Below are 19,042 nucleotides of genomic sequence, written 5' to 3'. Positions count from 1 at the left end.
CAACAGGCCCCGCCGAGCACCGATCGTTACAAAGGACTTTGCGCCGAACGTCAATACGCACGACCCGATCCACAGCCGAACGGGCCCGACACGACCCGACCGGAGCAATCTGAGAGTCGCACAGATGCACCAGGGTGCTGCACCGGCGCTGTGGCGCCGAAGTTTCGTGTAACGGTCGACCGCGAGTGGGGCCTGTTGGGGGTGTCATGTTGTCGCTGTGGAAGCTCCGTGTTGGTGCCGAGGAGTACTACCTCGGACAGGTCGCGGACGGCATCGACGACTACTACTCCGGCGCCGGTGAAACCCGTGGCCGCTGGCTCGGACTCGCCAACCAAGCCCTCGACCTGACCGACGAAGTCACGGGCGACCAACTCCGCGCTGTACTCGCTGGGCTCAATCCGGGTACCGGGCTCACCCCGAACGGCGACCAGGTCAAGACCTGGAAGAACCGTGTCCCCGGTTTCGACCTCACGTTCTCGGCACCCAAATCGGTCAGCGTCCTGTACGCACTTGCTGACCCGCTCGTGCGTGCCGAGGTCGTCGAGGCCACCAACATCGCCGTCGAGGAAGCGGTCCGCTGGCTGGAGCGAGAGGCGTGCTTCGTGCGCCGTGGGTCCAACAATCGGGAAGCGAAGGCGACGCCGTTCGAGCAGTTCGGGACCCGCCGACTTCCCGGTGTCGGGTTCATCGCTGCCGGGTTTCGGCACCGCACCAGTCGCGCTGGTGACCCGCATCTGCACACCCATGTCCTCGTCGCGAACCTGACTCGCGGGCCGGACGGAAAGTGGTCGGCGCTCGACGGACAGGCCCTGTACCGCTCCAAGTTGGCGGCCGGAGCGATGTATCAGAGTGTGCTGCGCAACGAACTGTCCCGACGTCTTGGCGTCGAGTGGAACACCGTGCACAACCATGTTGCCGACATCGCTGGCATCCCCCGTCGTGTGGTCAAGCACTTCTCGAAGCGGCGCACCGAGATCGAAGCCGAACTCGATCGGCTCGGGCTCGACGGACCTGATGCGGCTCGTGATGCGATGCTCGCCACGCGTTCCAAGAAGCTCGACATCGATCACGACACTCTCGACGAACACTGGGAGGCCGACGCGGCGAGCGTCGACTACTCCCCCGCCGACGTCGCCGAACTCCTCGCACACGCCACACTGCTCGACCCTGAGCGCGCGCTCACCACCGACACGCTCATCGCTGTCCAGGCGGTCGATACCGAGACCGGCGAGCGAATCGAACAGTCCGTCACGGTCGCCGAATTCGTCGCGTCCGTGGCGTGGAGGCTCCCCGAGACCGATGCCGTCGTGACCCGACATGACGTCCAGAACACCGTCACCGAACAACTCTCCCGGCACGGCAACTCTCGTCTCGTCGAGCGTCTCACCGACGCCGTACTCGCCTCCCCCGAACTCATCCCACTCCCCACCGAAGACGGAGCCGACGCCGGTTGGGAACAGCGATGGACCACGCAGAGGTTGCTCGACATCGAGCACGACCTCACCACCATGTTCGCTCCCATCCCGCAGCCCCACCAGGCGCTCGACCCTGTATTCGTCGACGAGGTGCTCGCCCAGATAGACCGACCGCTCGGCCCCGACCAAGCCGACACCATCCGACGAATCTGCACACAAGGGCTCCCCGTCGAGGTCGTCGTCGGGCGAGCGGGAACGGGCAAGACATACACAATGAACACCGTCCGCCACGTCTTCGAAGCCGCCGGCCGACGCTTGATCGGCGTCGCACCATCCGCCCGAGCAGCCCGCGAACTCGGCGACGGCGCCGGCATCGACGCCTACACGATCCCGCGATTCCGTAGCTCCTGCGTCAACACGCTGTCGTCGAGTGATGTGATCGTGATCGACGAAGCCGCCATGACCGGCACCATCGACCTGTGGAACGTGTGCAACGACGCCCGCACCGTCGGTGCCAAAGTCATCCTCGTCGGTGATCACCACCAACTCCCCGAAGTCAACGCCGGAGGCGGCTTCGCAGCAGCACTCGAAGCCCTCGGCGACCGCGCTGCACACCTCACAATCAACCGGCGCCAACACCACAAATGGGAACACCACGCCCTCGACCACCTCCGCAACGGCGACATCGCAACCGCCTGGAACGCGTACACCGACCACGACCGAGTGACCCTCACGGACACCCGAGAAGCTCTCCACGAGCGAGCCGTCAGCGACTGGTGGACCGCCCACGAAACCGGATCCAACGCTCACCTGCTCGCCGGCACCCGCTCCGAAGCCCGAGCACTCAATACGCTCGCCCGCCAGAAAGCAGCAGCGTCCGGAACCCTCACCGGAACAGCCCTCACGATCGGCGGCAACGACTTCCAGGTCGGTGATCGCATCGTCGCCCTCCGCAACGACATCGGGCACTACGACCTCGACACACACTCACGATGCCGTGTCGACAACGGGATGATCGGCACCATCACAGCGATCGACCACCAAACCCAAGAGGTCGATCTGCAACTCGGCAACCAGCGCACCATCCGACTCACCGGGGCCTACGTCCGATCCGGGCATGTCGATCACGGATACGCCACCACCATCCACAAAGCGCAAGGGATGACCTGTGACGACATCTTCGTCGTCGGCCCCGCCGGCCTCTACCGAGAAGCCGGCTACGTCGCCCTCTCTCGCGCCCGCAACACCGCCCACCTCTACGCCACCACCAAAGACGCCGCAAGCATCGGCGAACGTCCGCACACCGACCACGCCATCCCACTCCCCTCGGAACACGTCGACGACCCCGAACACGACCTCATCACAACGCTCGAACGATCCCAAGCCAAGAGCTTTGCCATCGCCCAGGCACCGCACCTGAGCGAGATCGCACGGGTCGCACATGAGCATCACCTCGGCTCCCTCACCGCCCGCCAGCAGCACATCCGAGACACGATCCGACAGCTCGAAGCAGACGGCTTCACGAACCCCACCGCTGCTGCACGAGCCCTCGAACGTGCCAAGTCGCATCGGTCCTTCATGCACGTCGGCGGCCGGGTGAACGCCCTCGATTGGGACAACGTCGGCACCATCACCCACCTACACGACACGACCGGAGCCGCAAGCGTTCAATTCACGACCAGCGACGGCAAACACACCCGAACCCGAACCATGCCATGGTCCGACCTCAAACCCATCGACCATCCCGAACCCGCCGACATCGGCGAACGAGCGACGAGCTACCTCGACGAACTCAGCGACACGACCGAACGCCACGTCACCCAATGGAACAGCGCACTCGGCAAGCAGGGAATCAACCCGGACGAACCCGCAATCGTCCCAGCGGCGATCCAACACCGCACCCGACAACTCACCCACCAACTCCGAGCCACACCACCACCCTGGCTCGACACCTGGCTCGGTAACCGGCCGACCGCCCCAGCCGGCGCAGTCGTCTACGACGACGAAATCCGAGCACTCGCTGCATGGCGAGACACCCAACACCTCGACCCTGCGACCCACGGCTACGGACCAGCACCCACCGACGCGGACCTCCTTGATGAATGGCGAGCCCACATGGACCGAGCGCTCGATGCCCACGCCTGGCTCGCCGAACACCGACCGTCGCCTACACCCGAAACCTCGACCCCAATCGAGCTACGAACCGCACGAGAACGCCTGCAAGAACTCGACGCATTGTTCGCCACCGCCCCTCCCGACCAGCGCAAGATCATCGAATCCCTGCTCCACAGCAAGCTCACCATCAAGGAGAAGGGCGAAGCCCTGAAGGTCGCGAACGCCAGCCGGGAAGCGCGGCGCGACTGGATCCTCGAACACTGGCCCCACATCGTCGAACACCACGAACTCACCGAGATCTCCAACCAAGCCGACGCTCTCCACCACTGGCCCGAGCCACTCCCTTCGACAGCGCAAGCAGCGCTCGACGAACTCCGAGCAACCATGGTCGACACCCCCGAAGAGGCCACGATCGCCGAGATCGAAGCCGCCATCGATCAGCGCGACCCCCACCACGAACTCCGCCGACTCACCGACGAACGAGCTCCCCTGGAACGGCAACTCCTCGCGCTCCGCTCCACTCTCGACGATCCCGAGTTGCCTACGCCGATCATTGAACAGCACATCGCCCGGCTTCACGAGAGGCTGGATGATCTCGATAGGCGGATTGAACACGCCGAGGCTGATGTCGCTATGTGGGATTGGGGCCAACGGATCGACCCGGTACTCGACGGCGCTCTCGCCCGCCGCTCGAACCACCTCGCCTACACCGCCGTCACCAGCAAGGAGCCGTGGATCGAGAACCTCATCCAGGAGATGGCTCGCCTCGATCAGCCGATCGATGCTGCATCGCTCCGTCTTGCGATCACCGAGATCGCGACCTATCGCGAACTGGCCGACATCGACTCTGATCAGCCCCGTGGACGACCGCCGTCAGATCCCCGCCTACAGACAGAGTACGAACGTCTTTCGACACCCGCCGAACCGTCGATGTCCGATCCCGTCGTGGATCTATCACCCCATACGTGAGCGTCCTCTCCGGCAATGCCGATGGAGCGATATCGGACACTTTCCCACGAAGAAGCACCGAGCCTGAAGGTAAGTCCGACCGATCGAAATGCCGGATATCGCTCAGGTGCCTGCGTGGTAGCCGGAACATTACGAGCGGCAGCGCCCCACACGGCGGTCGTGATCGTCGACGTTGCACGCCGGGCCCGACCGTCAGCCGTAGATCGGGCTTCGACCGAGGGCAACCGTCATCGCGCCGATCGCAGCAGATCGATCAATCCCGAGGTCGGCGGCGACTGCACCGCATACGTGCGGCGACCTGCGTGTCGATTGCTTCGGTCATGAATTGGCTGGTCCGGTTTCATCAGAGGGTGGAGCGCTCGGAGCAGTCGAGAGGAGGTCGGCGAGGTCGTCTCGGATGGGCATGGCTGCGAACGCTGACACTCGGGATCTGCCGGTGTTGCCGATGGGGTAGCGGCCGGTGACGCTGCCCGGTCCGGCGAGCAGGAGCCTGCCGACTTGGCCAGCGATTTCGCGAATGTCTCGCTGGCGCAAGGCGAAGCCGAGCATGTGTGCGTGCACTCTCAGGTGCGGTCGGACCCAGGGCTGGGACAAGACGTGAGCATCTTCGAGTTGACGCCATGCAGTCGCCTGATCACCGATCACGTGCGCTCGGGCAGCACTCTCGACGAGTTCGGCAATGCGGACTCGAACCACGTCGTGTAGCGGCGGTCGTCGGCGCATCAGGCCTCGCTTCTTTGCGCCGGGCAGACCGACCGGGCCTTGGTCATTCCGAAGCCTCCAACTCGGTGAGTGAGATCGTTGCGAGGCACGAACACTGTCAATTCTCCGCAACGGTGTGGGCGAGGTGCTCGCGTGACAGGTCCAGCAGCATGCGAACGTGGACGTCATCGAGACGGTAGAACACGTTGCGGCCGTCACGCCGATTCCGGACCGCCCCCGCGCTTCTTAGGAGTCGCATGGCCTGAGATACTTTTGTTTCATTCGTGTCGACAACGGCCGCGATATCGCACACGCACAGCTCACCGGCCTCCAAGAGCGCGTACAGGATGCGAACACGTGTGGGGTCGCCCAACAACCGGAACATCTCGGCGAGGTCGACGGCCTCGTCAAGACTGACGACATTGGCCGCAACGGATTCGACTCGGCCCTCGTCAATCCGAGTCTCGACACATCGATCAATTCCAGTCACGGGAGAAACCTGCACAGACGTGAAGATATACTCGTTGGCGTGATGTCGCAACCCACGAGCACAGCCTTCTCGGCTCGCCCGCCTTCGTCCCGTTTGACTACAGCGTGACTCTGTTGGCGCACGCCGGCGCCGGTCTCATCAATACCTGGGGGTTCGCGTACGTCGGGGGAATCATCGGTTTGTTCAGCGTCTCGCTGCTCTATGTGAAGGGCAAGGTCACTGAAGGGTCGAGCATCGCGGGGCGGCCGTCGAGGCGGTCTGGTCTTGCTGTGCTCGGCCCGGGTGTGATCGTGGTCGGCGGAGTGTGTGGCGTCTCGTTCGGGCTCGGCGCCGGAAGTCTTCTCGAGCGTCAGTTCTTCGACGATGTCGAAGTGAGCAGCGTGGTCGAGCGTCTGTGCGAGACCTCCTACGACCCCGCCGTTGCCGAATTGTCGCTCCACGACGACATCGGACACGTGGCCGACGATCTTGACGCAGCGACGGCTCAAGGTGTGCACCGTGAGCTGCACGCCCGAAACCTGCAGGCTGAGGAGCGCAACCTGCTCGTCGATCGTCTCATCAGCGAACTCACCGCCGCCGACGGGAATCAGATTGCCTCGTGCGAGGCGTTCTCGGTCAGCCGAACAGGTGACCAAGCGTGATCGCAATGTCTGTGCAAAGTGGGTCGAGCACAAACTGCGTAGCGGCAGTGTCGATGCGACCGAACGAGCGCCTCGAGCGTGAACGCCGAGAAATCCGACAAGGCACAGCTGTCGATCGGTTGCGGGGCAATCGGGTGGGTGATTGCACAGTTTGTGTCGCTGCCCGTGATCAGCGCGGCAGGGTCCGGGAGTGACGCAACCGACATCCTGATTCCACTGCTCGGTGTGGCAACGCTCGCGTCGTGGACTGTGCCGGTCGTGGTACTTCGTTCGTCTCGCGACGCGTCGGCGCGGCCGTCTTCGTTGTCGACTGTCAGGCCTCTGCCAAGGTCAGCGATGCTTTGATCATCCCGGACGGAGTGTTCATCCAACTGGTCGCCGTCCCGCTGCCGTATTGGCCAGTGCGATCGGTCTGGTCCAACACCTTCTCCGACGAACGATTCCATGGCAACGCTCGCGACCTCGTCGATCGAGCAGGTGGATTCGCGACTGTCGTGCTGATCGTGATGGTCGCGATCGGCGCCCCGATCGTCGAAGAACTCGTATGCCGAGGATTTCTGCAGCGCTCGCTCGCCACCCGGTTTCACTGACGTCGCCCGTTGGCTGCTCGTGGAGGGGTTGTTCAATGCCGATCCATCTCCGTCGCGTCGAGTTTCCCGGCCTCGCCTTGTTCGCACTGACGTTCGGCGCTTCGGCCCTCGCAACCGGGCGGATTGGAGCACCGGTTGGTTTTCACGTGGGCTTCAACGCTGCCAGACGCTCCTCGCATTCTGTGCGTTCAGATGTCACGTCGGAAGGTCGGCGGTAGAGACATTGGTGGTGTACGACGTTGTGTCGGACCGCGATCCGCGCCAATATGTCGCACCGACGCGCGATCGACACTGATCCGTAACGTCTGCGATGGCTTGCGCCAACCGCTGCCGCGGACATCAATGCCACGAACCGGCCTTGGAGCACGCATGCCTGACCGACACGACCCGACACTGACCACGACGCCATCAGCGACACGAGCCCGACTGTCGAGGCGCCGGTTCCTCACCGTTGCGAGCATGCTTGGTGCGTACGGGTTGACCCACGCCGATCACGTACTTGCCCAAGTGCCGGCGACGACGGGGACGACGTCGTTGAACCGACCGGCGAGCGCTCTCGCGCCCGCCGTACGCGTGGTTCCGGAGGCCGTAGTCGAACCGCCGGGACCGGGAGAGATCCTGTTCCCGATCGCGGTCGGCCCCGGTGACTACTGCTACGCCAGCAACAGTTTCGGCGACTGTCGCGGTTCGAACTGCAGTCGTTCACATGAGGGCGTTGACATCATGGCTGACGAGGGTCTCCCGATCCGTGCCACCGTCGACGGTCGCTTGACGAATCGCTATCTTGATTCGGGCCAGACCTCCGGTGCCGGACACGGCTGGACGCTGTACGACGAGTCGACCGACACGACCTTCAAGTATTTCCACATGGGCAGCCACGAAGAGGGCCTCGAGGTCGGCGACGAGGTTTTGCAGGGTCAGACGATCGGCTACGTCGGCAACACCGGGACCTCGGGCGTCCCGTCGGGCACGAACTATCACCTGCACCTCGAGTATCGCCCGAACAACGTCGCAGCGAACTCGTTCCCGCTGCTGCAACGCGACCCCAACGTCATCTTCGAAGCCTGATCTCGACAGCACAGCCTCCGATCATCCGCATGCGATTGCTGCAGCCGTCGGCCCCGAGATCGGCGTGCTACGTCAGCTCGGCGCTCGACCTCACGAACGGACGTCGAGCGGCTTCGCAGACGGTCGAGCAGAACCCGTCGCCGCCGGACGAGCTTCCACCATCAGACTTCGCGCTTGTCCCCGCACTTCCGATCTCGAAGGCGTACGCGGCTGAACCTTGAGCAGGACTCATCTGCGGAACCTGGCGTGCGGGGAGACGCGGGCTCAGCCGTAGTCGCTGATCGAGCCGTTACCCAGCGCGTCGACGAGTGCGCTGCGGCCGCGTGCGACCCGCGACCGGATCGTCCCGATCGGGCAGCCGGCGACGCGAGCCGCATCGGCGTACGGAAGCCCGATCAACTGGGTCAGGACAATGGCCTCGCGCTGATCGTTAGGAAGCGCCGCCAACAACTGCATCGTGTCGACCGCGTCGGTCGTGTCGAGTATCGGACTGACCACAGGTTCGGCGACAGGATCGGTGCGACGAACGGTGCGACGTCGGATGTCTTCGCGACACACGTTGCGTGTGACCCCGAGCACCCACGTGAGCACGGAGCCGCGTTCCCACCGGTGCAGGTTCTTGATCACCCGGTACAGCGCTTCCTGCGCGAGATCGTCACTGTCTTCGGGGCGGGTCAGGTAGGCAGCGAATCGCCACACGTCGGTCTGGACCTCACGCACAAACTGTTCGAGCGCTATCTGATCGCCGTCGCGGCCAGCGCGAGCGGTTGCGTCGAGATCGAACATGCCAGCGCAGTGTGCCAGCGCTGGGCGCTGGTCAGCACCACTGGGTGAAGTCAATCCGAACGCAGAACTCGACAAGTGGACGAGCAATGGAACTGAAAGGGCATCTCATGCCACTTCTAGCCATGGAGTGCGATGCAGCGCGAGAGGTCCTGTCGGCACAGTTGGACCAAGAGGCGGGCGTTCACGAGGTGGCGGTCGCGAATCGCCACCTCGGTCGATGCGCCGGATGTTCGCAGTGGTGGGCGTCGGTCGGCACCGTGACGCGCACGTTGCGTGTGCGTTCGGCTGAGAGAGTTCCGGATATCGCAACCCCGGCACTCGCCCGCAGCGGCAACGTTCGTCGGTGGCCGTACCAGTCGGCTCGCGCGAGTCTCGCGGTGCTCGCCGTCATCGAGCTGGTGTTCGCCTTGACCGGGGTGCTCGCGGGACGCGACGCCTCACCCATCCACGACAGCCAACACCTCGGTGCCTTTGGCGCAGCGTTCGCCGCGGCGGTTCTGCTCGCAGCGTGGCGACCCGGTCGCGCTCGCGGCCTGATGCCGCTCGCGCTCACACTGGGAATCGCGATCCCGGTCTTCGCAATCATCGATCTCGTCAACGAGAATCTGACAACCGGTGGCGGCATCCACCACGTAGCACAGATGGTCGGACTGGCGCTCGTGTGGCTCGTGTCCACCCACCCGACGGCACCGGCTCCGGTTCGACCGATGCCGGTGCGACGGGCCGCGCCGCCGGCGCATGTCGTTTCGGCCGGTCCGCCGCAACGATGAGTCGCGCCATGCAGTCGGTTGCCAGGGGTCTGTCAGCAACCGGAGTCGGGATCTTGTTCGTACTGTCAATCGACCAAACCACTGCAGCCGGAATGCGTTCGTCGTCGCCACCCGGCAGCGCCGTCGACGACACCACGGTGAACTCGTCCGCAGGCTCTGTGGTCTTCGGGCTCAGCATCGTGGCAGTACTGGCCATCGGGGCCTTCGTCGTCTGGAAAGCCCGCAAGAACCGCCCCTGGTGATCCGGATCGCGCTGGCCTGACCCGCGACACACGTCCAACACCACCTCAAGAATCGCACCGTCGAGGAGTTCCTGAATCCGTATGGCAATCATCGAACGAGAAGTCGAAACACCATCACCACCCAGCAACGTCGCGCCGAACGCCGTCACGGCATCGACGTCGTTCGGCTATCTGCGTCGGCCGGTGCAAACCACCGGTTGGCGTTCGTGGGCGTTTAGTGTCGACCACAAGAAGATCGGCATCATGTATGGCGTCGTAGCCATGTTCTTCTTCCTCGTCGGGGGGATCGAGGCGGGCCTCATCCGCCTCCAGCTTGCGCGGCCCGACGGGACGATCCTCTCGGCCGACAAGTACAACCAGATGTTCACCATGCACGCCACCACGATGGTGTTCTTGTTTGTGATGCCGATGGCGGCAGCGTTCGCAAACTATTTGATTCCGTTGCAGATCGGTGCCCGCGACGTGGCGTTCCCGCGGCTCAACGCGCTGTCGTTCTGGGTGTTCCTCGGTGGTGGATTGTTCCTCAACTCGTCGTGGATTCTTGGCGGCGGCGCCGACGGTGGCTGGTTCATGTACGCCCCGAACTCCGACGTCCCGTTCTCGCCCGGCAATGGCGTCGACTTCTGGGGCCTCGGCCTGCAGATCACCGGCATCGCTTCGCTCGTCGGTGCGATCAACCTGATCGTGACCGTGTTGAACATGCGCGCCCCGGGCATGTCGTTGATGAAGATGCCGATCTTCACGTGGATGGCGCTGATCACCCAGATGTTGCTGCTGTTTGCGATCCCGGTCATCACCGTCGCGTTGTTCCTGCTGATGTTTCAGCGGTCCTATGACGCGACGTTCTTCTCCGTGGAGGCCGGTGCCGACCCGTTGTTGTGGCAGCACCTGTTCTGGATCTTCGGTCACCCGGAGGTGTACATCCTCGTGTTGCCGTCGTTCGGCATCGTCTCCGAGATCCTGCCGGTCTTCTCGAAGAAGCCGTTGTTCGGATACCCCTTCGTCGTGTTCTCCGGCGCAGCGATCGGTTTCGTGGGCTGGGGTGTGTGGGCTCACCACATGTTCGCCTCGGGTCTCGGGCCTATCTCGGTCGCCGTGTTCTCGGTGTCGACGATGGCGATCGCTGTACCGACGGGCGTGAAGATCATCAACTGGACGCTCACCATGTGGGGCGGCAAGTTGCGGTTCACGACCGCCATGTTGTTCTCTGTCGGATTGATCGTGCAGTTCACGATCGGTGGCTTGTCGGGCGTCACCCACGCTGTTGCACCGTCGGACACGCAGCAGACCGACACCTATTACATCGTTGCTCACCTGCACTACGTGATCTTCGGCGGCGCCGTACTCGGGCTGTTCGCCGGCTTCTACTACTGGTGGCCGAAGGTGTTCGGCAAGATGCTCAACGAGAAGCTGGGTAAGTGGAATTTCTGGCTGATGATCATCGGGATGAACATGACCTTCGGACCAATGCACATCATCGGTCTCCAAGGCCAACCCCGACGCATGTACCGATGGACCGAGGCACGCGCTGGTGAAGGGTTCTTCAACCTCGGGTTCTGGAACCTCGTGTCCACGATCGGCACGTTCGTGCTCGCGATCGGGATCCTGCTGTTCTTGATCAACACCTGGATCAGCCGTCGAGGCCCGGCGGCTCCGCTCGACCCGTGGGATGCGCGTTCGCTCGAGTGGCTGACCACGAACCCGCCCAAGCCGCACAACTTCGATCGCACCCCGACCGTGCATGCGCTCGACGAGGTGTTCCACCGCAAGTACGAGGACGTCGGCGAAGACGGTCACCACGACTACGTACGCCGCGCCACCCTCGAAGAGATCGTTGCCGAAGAAGAAGCCAACGCCGACGGACACATACATCTCCCGTCGCCGTCGTACTGGCCGATCGTGCTCGCTACAGGCCTCCCGGTCATGGCCTACGGAGTGATCTACACCGCCTGGCTGATCGCACTCGGTGCCGCCATTGTCATCGCCGCGATGTTCGGGTGGGCACTCGAGCCAGCGGACGCCAGCCCCGACGACTTCGACCCACCCGAGACGACGCCATCGTCGGCGCTCGCCGCTCACGCGACCCACGACACATCATCATGATACCTGTATAGTTGTGCAGATGTTGTGGCGCATTGACGGAACGGAGCACCCGAGCGGTGAGGGGTGGCAGGCGTGAACGAGACAGTGCAGCTCGACCTTCCAGTGTTGCTGCCGCACGTCCCTGGTGACGACGACGGCTGCGTCCACAAGCTCACGGCGATCTTGTCGAAGAGCACTGGGGTGTCCGACGTGCACCTGGTTGCGTCCGACGGAGACGGCCCGAGTCAATTGTGTCTGCACTTCGATTCGTCGGCGACGAGCGTCGCTCGAATTCGAAGCCTCGCTCGTGCGTCGGGCGCAGAGATCACCGATCAGTTCGCCCACATCTTCTGGGACGTCAACGGAGTGACGCACACTCGCAGGGCACGATCTGTCGCGGAACGCCTCCGATCGATCGACGGGGTCGCCGAGGCCGAGGTCTCACCGGGTTTCGTGCGTGTCGAGTTCGACCGTCGAGCGACTTCCGAAGGCGACATCCGAGACGTTCTGGCGCGTCACGGTGTCGGCGTCAAGCCAGCGAGCCGAACGACGCCCACCGTCGACGCTCACGAAAGCCAGCCCGGGCCGAAGAAGGCAGGCGACTCATCGGCAACGGCACCCGATGACGCAACCGGTCGTGACGAGCACGCAGAGGACGACGGCCACGATCATGGATCGGGTGAACACGTACACAGCGGGCCGTTCGGTGAACGCAGCGAACTGATCTTCGCGATCACGTCGGCGTTGTTGTGGATCGGTGGTTTCGCCGCGGAGCTCGCCGGCTGGCTCGACGACTCGGTCCTGACCGCAGTGTTCATCATGTCGGGGTTCTTCGGCGGCTACTTCACGTTGCGCGAAGCAATCGATGGGATCCGCAACAAGCGATTCGAAATCGACTTCTTGATGCTTGTCGCTGCCGCTGGCGCAGCGATCCTGGGCAAGTGGGAGGAAGGGGCGCTGCTCCTGGCGCTCTTCAGCGTGGGACATGCGCTTGAGGGCTACGCGATGGGGCGCGCCCGCCAAGCCATCGAAGCACTCGCCGATCTCGCACCGCCGACCGCGATCGTGCGCCGCAACGGCAACGAGTCCGAAGTGCTTGTCGGGGAACTAGTTGTCGGCGACACCGTGGTGGTCAAGCCGAACGAGCGGATCGCAGCCGACGGGTTCGTCGTGTCCGGTACCAGCAGTGTCAATCAGGCGCCGCTGACCGGCGAGAGCATCCCAGTTGACAAGTCACCCGTCGACGACGTTGCTGCCGCTGCGAACGCCCCCACCGAGGTTTCTGGCGAATCGAAGCTGTTTGCCGGGACCATCAACGGCAGCGGCCAGATCGATCTGTACGTCACTCGATTGGCGAAGGACTCGTCGCTGTCGAAGCTTGCGACGATGGTTCGCGAAGCCGAGACGCAGGCGTCACCGACACAGCAGTTCACCAACAAGTTCGAACGCGTCTTCGTTCCAGCCGTCCTCGTCCTCGTCGTCGTGGTGATGGTCGCCGGGCCAGCACTCGGATCGTCACTGTCGGACTCGTTCTATCGAGCAATGTCGGTCCTCGTCGCTGCCAGCCCGTGCGCGCTTGCGATCGCGACGCCGAGCGCCGTGCTCGCAGCGGTCGCACGCGCCGGCCAGATCGGTGTGCTCGTCAAGGGAGGCGGACCACTCGAGAACCTCGGCACGTTGAACGCAATCGCGTTCGACAAGACCGGTACCTTGACGGAAGGCGAACCCCGTCTCACCGATGTCGTCGCCGCGGACGGGGTCGCCGAGGCCGAACTGCTCTCCGTCGCCATCGCGGTCGAGAACCGAAGCGACCACCCACTGGCGGCTGCCATCGTCCGTGACGGCACCGCACGAATCGCCGGCCGCGAGATCCCAGCCGTCAGCGGCGTCGAATCGATCACTGGGCGAGGGGTTCGCGCAGTGGTCGACGACCGGACAGTCCTCATCGGAAACATCAGGCTGTTCGAAGAGACCGGCGGCATCGATGAATCCGTCCGCGCAGCAGCAGACAGCTTGCTCGGCCGGGGACGAACGATCATGGTCGTCAAACATGGCGACCGGTTTCTCGGAACTTTCGGGCTACGCGACACCCCCCGGCCAGCAGCGAAGAAGATGATCGACGACCTTCGCGCACTCGGGATCGAACGGGCCATCATGATCTCAGGCGACAACCAGCTCGTTGCGGAGTCGATCGCCGCCGAGGTCGGACTCACCGACGCTTGGGGTGACCTCATGCCCGACGACAAGGTTTCAGCGATCGAGCGTTTGAGAGGCGAGGAAGGCAAAGTTGCGATGGTCGGCGACGGGGTCAACGACGCACCGGCGATGGCGAACGCAACGGTCGGGATCGCGATGGGAGCGGCCGGGTCCGATGTGGCGCTCGAAACTGCGGATGTCGCGTTGATGGGTGACGAACTCGCAAAACTTCCCGTGATCATCGGCCTCAGTCGGAAGGCGAGCCGGGTCATCAAGCAGAACCTGTACATGAGTCTCGGAATGGTTGCGTTCCTCATCCCCGCAACCCTCGTCGGGTACGTCGGTATCGGGCCGGCAGTCGTGTTCCACGAGGGATCCACACTCGTCGTCGTTGCGAATGCGCTGCGACTACTTGCCTATCGGCGCAACGAATCGACCAGCGCAAGCACTTCGCGTTGAGTCGATGCTGCTCAGGTTGATTGGTAACGAGCGAGTTGTCTGAGATCGGAGCTGTTTCGTTCACCGGCGTCGGCGTCGATGTCGCCGCCGGACTACTCGTTGCGATCCTCGTCGCTGTTCGACCGGCGTCCGGCGACGACGCCGTCGATCTGGACCGAGCGACGATTCGGCGGTATCTCGCAGCAGATCCGGTCGTTCTTCGCCCCGCCCGCATCGCCCCGAAACGCATTGCGTCGGCAGCGGCTGAAGGTCTTGCGATTGCGTTTGTGATCATCGTGTTCGTCGGCGCCTTGGCCGGGATCCTCTTGGTGATGGTCCGAAACGAGATCGGACTCTCTCCGGCACGCGCGTCGCACCGGGTGTCCGCTGGAAGACCGATGTCATCATCGGTGCAATCATCGGTTGGGCCTGGTTCGCGATCTGCACCCACGTGTTCGGAATGGCCCTCACGCGTAACGACGAGTCCACCACGATCGCAGCGAAAACCGATCGGTTCGAGATCCGAACGCCGGGTACGGGTCGTCGGAAGGCTCCGACGATGAGAGACTCCTCTCGATGAGTGCTGGATGCTGTGCTGCTGACGACGACGCACTCGTCGCGCTGCGCGACCGCCAGCGGACGGTGCTGTGGTCCGTTCTCGGGATCAATGCGGTGCTCTTCGTGGTGGAGTTCGGCGTCGGCTGGTGGGCACGCTCGACGGCGCTGCTCGCCGATTCACTCGACATGCTCGGCGACGCGTTCGTCTACGCATTCAGCCTGTGGGTGCTGCAGCGCGGTATGAGGTGGCGTGCTCGGGCGGCGTTGTCCAAAGGGGTCGTACAGCTCGTGTTCGGTCTCGTCGTGCTGGGACAGGCGGCGTGGCGTGCCGTGGACGGCACGCCACCGGTCGCAGACGCGATGGCGCTGATGGGGATCGTTGCGCTCGCCGGGAACACGTGGGCGTTCGCGCTTCTGTGGCGGCATCGCTCCGATGACATCAACATGACGTCGACGTGGCTGTGTTCGCGCAATGACCTAATCGCCAATGTGTCGGTGCTCGCAGCTGCTGTCGCGGTCTGGCAATTCGACAGTGTCTGGCCCGACGTGGTCGTCGGCGTTGCGATCTCGGTGTTGTTCCTCCGCACAGCTCGAGATGTGATCCGCGACGCTCGCTCCGCATTGGCACATGCTGACGAGGAGTCGACACACGTCACGGCCTGACAGCGCCCGGACAGACACGATTCGCCAGATCAGCATGGCGATGCAGGCTCGCGCTCGATGAGTCGTTCCGACCGATCGGCCGGCGACTGGGTCGTGCCCAGTCGACGGTGCTCGATGATCTGATCTCTTTGGCTACCTTGTCATCTCAAGTCGCCGTGACCGAGCGGGGCTCCAGGATCCTGCGACTCGGGTCCGGCACCGTCGGCATCTTCAACCCGAACACGATCACTGACGGGTCCGTTCAGGTGGAACGCTTCCCGCTCTAGGGTCTCTAGTTCTCCGCTCATACCTGGGGCACGCTTCGGTCCGGCGGCGGCACCGCTACCAGGGCCTCTCCACCGGAGAAGCCGGGACGGGCGGGCTGGCTTGATGCGTCTGGCATGGAGCGGTCGGGACTCCGGTGACGACCCACCGTGCTCGTCGGAGTCATGAACGCAGCGTTGCGAATCGAGAATCAGACATCGGATCGGCCCTGACGTGATTCCTGCGGTGAACTCGCTGGGATGCCGCGCTACCACGGGCTGGTTCAATCGGCAAACGAAGTCCAGCCCATCTTCTGTCGACATGACTCGAACCGCTGTCGCCACGGCATCGGCGGTGACGGCATCTGGAGCGGTGACGGCAACCGAGATGGTGTTCGACACGCGCCGTCCCGTCAGCGGGTCGAGAACGTCGTCGGGCCGCCCCGAGTTCGAGGCGTGGGTGGAACAGAGCAGAGTGAGTGCCGCGTTCTGCAGAAACACTCCCGAGCCACCGAAGCACTCGACGAACGCTGTGTCGGACCTGTGCGTGTCGGCGGCCGAGCGGTGAAGCGTCCGGTTGCGGGTGCTCACCGTCACGGCGCCGAGATCGAGGGCGCGCATTGCCTTGTCGACGGCGATGTCGATCACGAAACCAGGAACGATCGCGTCGAGGTCGATCACGCTGCAGTCACGGAGTTGTCGCAGTGCGTCGGTTTCGAAGCGGTACGGCGGATCAGCGATGTCCTCGACCGCTTCGTGCAGTTCGCCCGGGCTGGGCTGGCAGCCGGCAGCGGCGGCACGGTCCCAGAGATCTCGAAGCCCGCGCATGCTGATGTTGTACGCACCCCGGCTCATTCGCTGCCATCCAATGGCAGCGGCGAGGAGACGGTTGAATTCGTCGGTCGTGTTCGTCGACGGAACGGCGATCCAACGGTTCAGCATGCTCGCATCGTCGCTGACGCTGAACATCTGCTCGAGCCGGGAGATCTCACGGCGGATCATCTCGGCGGCGCGCACGGCGTTTGCAGCGTCGCCGGACCCGACATCGACCGAGATGCTCTCTGCGACGTGTGCAATGAGGCGGGTTGCGGAATCCGGCGAGACGTCAGACATGTGCCGGGGGGGGGTACTGGTCAGTTGCCGCTCGGCGACCGCATCGATTCACCCTGCTGGCACGACGTCGACGGCGAGCTGCGAGCCGCTCACGTCGCTGGGCCGAGTTCGGCCAGAGCGGATTGGGCGATCGGCACGTCGAGCGGGTCGAAGAACGGGTTGATCTCGAGCGCGCGTTCCAGATCGACGCGCGCGCCGTCCTCGTTGCCGAGGGCGAGCTTGATCATCCCGGCATGGAAATGGAACTGAGCGTTCGGGGTGCCCAACCGCAACGCTTGCTCACTCGCTTCGAGAGCGTCGTCGTAGCGACCGCTGGCGTAGAGCGCCCATGCGTGAGCGTCGTGCATCGCGATGAACGGTCGCACCGCAATGGCCCGCTCGGCTTCGCGCAGTGCGCGTTCGGGTTCGTCGTGGTCGGCCAGGAAGAGCACCGGCGCAGCGTCGTTCTCCACGCCGTTCTCCTCGAACAGCGCGAGCACCGCGTCGACCACCGCATACTGCTGTTCGGCCTCTTCCGTGCGCCCGAGTGACTCGAGAAGTTCGCCGTAGGCCACGAGGTACGACGGTTCGGGCGACGCCTCGACGAGTTCGGCGTAGTGGTCGAGCGCCGTTTCGTTCTGGCCGAGCGCCGCCTCGGCCCGAGCCTTTCCGTACAACGCTGCGGCATCGTCGGGAGCTGCGTCGCGGGCCTGGTTGTAGAGGGTCAAGGCTTCACCGGGTTCGCCCGCGTTGAACTTCAGATCACCGAGGATCGTGAGCGCGAAAGCGCGATCGGTGGGAGAGCCGGCGTCATCGAGCGCCTGTTGCATCAGCGTGGTGGCCTCATTGACGTCACCGTTCAGTTCGGCGATGTAGGACGCCCGGCTGAACGACGACGTGTCGGGCGACAGTTCGATCATCCGGTCGACCGAGGCTGCGGCCTCGTCGTACTCGCCGAGTTGGAGTTGGGCATCGCTCAACGCACCCCACAGGATCGGGTTGAACGAATTGATCTCCAGGCCGCGCTCGGCTTCGGTCTTTGCGTCGGCAAACCTGTGGCGGCCCGCTGCGAGCACCGAGCGCCCCGCGTAGGCGAGGAAGTTGTCGTCGGGCTCGACGGCGAGCGACTCCTCGAGCGCAGCCTGAGCGCGCGGGAACAGCGACGGGTCGGCGACGACACGAGCCTGTTGCACGTAAGCGATACCGAGCGTGGCCCAGGCGACGTGGTCACCCGGAACAGCTTCGACGCGGACGAGGAGCTGTTCGACGAGGCCGTCGAGCGTGGCGGCGGGCGGGCCGGCAGCGCCGGCGACCACCTGCGGTGCGATCACCTCGGCGTCCGCGGCCGTCTCGATCTCGTCGGAATCCGACTCCGAGAACTGGGACACACCAAATGCTCCGGCGGCAATCAGTGCGACGGCCAGGACGCTCGCCGTGACGATCATGCGAGTGCGACGTTTCATGAGAGCGGTTCGGTTCCGGGGCGAATCGGGATCAGCCGGAGTCGACGCGTCACGGTCGGCCAGCAGTCAGGTCAACGCGAAGACCAGCTCGACTGCGGCCAGAACCGTCAGGTTGGCGCACAGTCTCTTGCGCCGTCTTGCACTCCATGTCCACGAGTGGCTCCAGATGTCCGTCCAGTTCCATCTCGTCGCCGATGTCTTGATTTCACGATTGTTTCCTGCGTCGCATCCACGACCGCGACCGGGCACACCGAGCCGGAATGTTCGACCCTGATGCAATTGCTCTTGCGGGTCGCGACGACGCTGACGTGGCGCTCTGCCGGTTCGGCTGCGAGGTCCAGACCGACGTCTGGCGGCTCGCCACCTACCGCACCCGCCCCGAGGACAGCGATGGCCTCGCTCAAGAAGCGCTATTCTGCGTGATCAAATACTTCACCGCTGGGAACGCGGCCTGGCGTTGACGTGGATGCTCGGCGTCACCCGCAACGTGTGGCGCGAAAGGCATCCGCCGCCGAACCGT

Annotated in this window: 13 protein-coding genes; 8 read left to right on the top strand and 5 right to left on the bottom strand. The window is 64.1% G+C overall.

Annotated elements, in window-relative coordinates; genetic code table 11:
* Positions 1-206 precede the first annotated feature (206 nt).
* Entirely contained in the window at positions 207-4,499 is a 4,293-nt protein-coding gene (gene mobF, locus ABJK40_RS13255) for a MobF family relaxase (RefSeq protein WP_348478535.1), read from the top strand.
* Positions 4,500-4,817: 318 nt separating this feature from the next.
* Here the strand turns inward: mobF and ABJK40_RS13250 are convergent, their stop codons facing one another.
* Positions 4,818-5,222: a DUF3703 domain-containing protein gene (locus ABJK40_RS13250; protein ID WP_348478533.1), complete on the bottom strand. Its 405-nt coding sequence runs from the start codon at positions 5,220-5,222 to the stop codon at positions 4,818-4,820.
* A 97-nt stretch (positions 5,223-5,319) separates the two neighbouring features.
* Positions 5,320-5,586 carry a metalloregulator ArsR/SmtB family transcription factor gene (locus ABJK40_RS13245; RefSeq protein ID WP_348478579.1) on the bottom strand — a complete coding sequence of 89 codons (267 nt, stop codon included), beginning with the start codon at positions 5,584-5,586 and terminating at the stop codon, positions 5,320-5,322.
* 209 nt (positions 5,587-5,795) lie between these two features.
* Here ABJK40_RS13245 and ABJK40_RS13240 point away from each other — a divergent pair, with 209 nt between their 5' ends.
* Both ABJK40_RS13240 and ABJK40_RS13235 read left to right on the top strand, forming a co-directional pair.
* Positions 5,796-6,332 (top strand): hypothetical protein, encoded by a 537-nt coding sequence (locus ABJK40_RS13240; protein ID WP_348478532.1) that lies wholly within the window; start codon positions 5,796-5,798, stop codon positions 6,330-6,332.
* 782 nt (positions 6,333-7,114) lie between these two features.
* Positions 7,115-7,990, top strand: coding sequence for a M23 family metallopeptidase (locus ABJK40_RS13235; RefSeq protein WP_348478530.1), 876 nt, complete (start codon positions 7,115-7,117; stop codon positions 7,988-7,990).
* 264 nt (positions 7,991-8,254) lie between these two features.
* Here the strand turns inward: ABJK40_RS13235 and ABJK40_RS13230 are convergent, their stop codons facing one another.
* A complete protein-coding gene (locus ABJK40_RS13230; RefSeq protein ID WP_348478529.1) occupies positions 8,255-8,776 on the bottom strand; it encodes a sigma-70 family RNA polymerase sigma factor in 522 nt (173 codons plus the stop codon).
* Positions 8,777-9,153: 377 nt separating this feature from the next.
* Between ABJK40_RS13230 and ABJK40_RS13225 the strand changes: the two genes are divergently transcribed.
* The 4 genes from ABJK40_RS13225 (at position 9,154) to ABJK40_RS13210 (ending at position 15,725) form a co-directional block, all read left to right on the top strand.
* Positions 9,154-9,546 (top strand): hypothetical protein, encoded by a 393-nt coding sequence (locus ABJK40_RS13225; protein WP_348510310.1) that lies wholly within the window; start codon positions 9,154-9,156, stop codon positions 9,544-9,546.
* 425 nt (positions 9,547-9,971) lie between these two features.
* Positions 9,972-11,891: a cytochrome c oxidase subunit I gene (ctaD, locus tag ABJK40_RS13220; RefSeq protein ID WP_348478527.1), complete on the top strand. Its 1,920-nt coding sequence runs from the start codon at positions 9,972-9,974 to the stop codon at positions 11,889-11,891.
* A gap of 72 nt (positions 11,892-11,963) precedes the next feature.
* Positions 11,964-14,525, top strand: coding sequence for a heavy metal translocating P-type ATPase (locus tag ABJK40_RS13215; RefSeq protein WP_348478526.1), 2,562 nt, complete (start codon positions 11,964-11,966; stop codon positions 14,523-14,525).
* A 555-nt stretch (positions 14,526-15,080) separates the two neighbouring features.
* Positions 15,081-15,725, top strand: coding sequence for a cation diffusion facilitator family transporter (locus ABJK40_RS13210; protein WP_348478524.1), 645 nt, complete (start codon positions 15,081-15,083; stop codon positions 15,723-15,725).
* A gap of 140 nt (positions 15,726-15,865) precedes the next feature.
* On the opposite strand, the gene ABJK40_RS13205 is transcribed toward ABJK40_RS13210, so the two are convergent.
* Together ABJK40_RS13205 and ABJK40_RS13200 are read right to left on the bottom strand one after the other, a co-directional pair.
* Complete coding sequence (locus tag ABJK40_RS13205; RefSeq protein ID WP_348478523.1) at positions 15,866-17,080, bottom strand: FAD:protein FMN transferase; 1,215 nt, start codon at positions 17,078-17,080, stop codon at positions 15,866-15,868.
* Positions 17,081-17,169: 89 nt separating this feature from the next.
* Positions 17,170-18,522 carry a tetratricopeptide repeat protein gene (locus ABJK40_RS13200; protein WP_348510309.1) on the bottom strand — a complete coding sequence of 451 codons (1,353 nt, stop codon included), beginning with the start codon at positions 18,520-18,522 and terminating at the stop codon, positions 17,170-17,172.
* Positions 18,523-18,782: 260 nt separating this feature from the next.
* Between ABJK40_RS13200 and ABJK40_RS13195 the strand changes: the two genes are divergently transcribed.
* Complete coding sequence (locus ABJK40_RS13195; protein ID WP_348415850.1) at positions 18,783-18,983, top strand: hypothetical protein; 201 nt, start codon at positions 18,783-18,785, stop codon at positions 18,981-18,983.
* Positions 18,984-19,042 lie beyond the last annotated feature (59 nt).

Origin of the sequence: Ilumatobacter sp., assembly GCF_039969435.1 — a bacterium.
Taxonomy (GTDB): domain Bacteria; phylum Actinomycetota; class Acidimicrobiia; order Acidimicrobiales; family Ilumatobacteraceae; genus Ilumatobacter_A.
The sequence above is the reverse complement of the archived record's forward strand: the minus strand, read 5'-3'. Positions and strand labels throughout refer to the sequence as shown.

Coding starts and splice junctions, on each gene's coding strand:
- ABJK40_RS13230 (WP_348478529.1), bottom strand. CDS start 8,776: ATGTTCGATCTCGACGCAACCGCTCGCGCTGGCCGCGACGGCGATCAG.
- ABJK40_RS13250 (WP_348478533.1), bottom strand. CDS start 5,222: ATGCGCCGACGACCGCCGCTACACGACGTGGTTCGAGTCCGCATTGCC.
- ABJK40_RS13245 (WP_348478579.1), bottom strand. CDS start 5,586: ATGTTCCGGTTGTTGGGCGACCCCACACGTGTTCGCATCCTGTACGCG.
- ABJK40_RS13200 (WP_348510309.1), bottom strand. CDS start 18,522: ATGAAACGTCGCACTCGCATGATCGTCACGGCGAGCGTCCTGGCCGTC.
- mobF (WP_348478535.1), top strand. CDS start 207: ATGTTGTCGCTGTGGAAGCTCCGTGTTGGTGCCGAGGAGTACTACCTC.
- ABJK40_RS13210 (WP_348478524.1), top strand. CDS start 15,081: ATGAGTGCTGGATGCTGTGCTGCTGACGACGACGCACTCGTCGCGCTG.
- ABJK40_RS13195 (WP_348415850.1), top strand. CDS start 18,783: ATGTTCGACCCTGATGCAATTGCTCTTGCGGGTCGCGACGACGCTGAC.
- ABJK40_RS13235 (WP_348478530.1), top strand. CDS start 7,115: ATGTCACGTCGGAAGGTCGGCGGTAGAGACATTGGTGGTGTACGACGT.
- ABJK40_RS13205 (WP_348478523.1), bottom strand. CDS start 17,080: ATGTCTGACGTCTCGCCGGATTCCGCAACCCGCCTCATTGCACACGTC.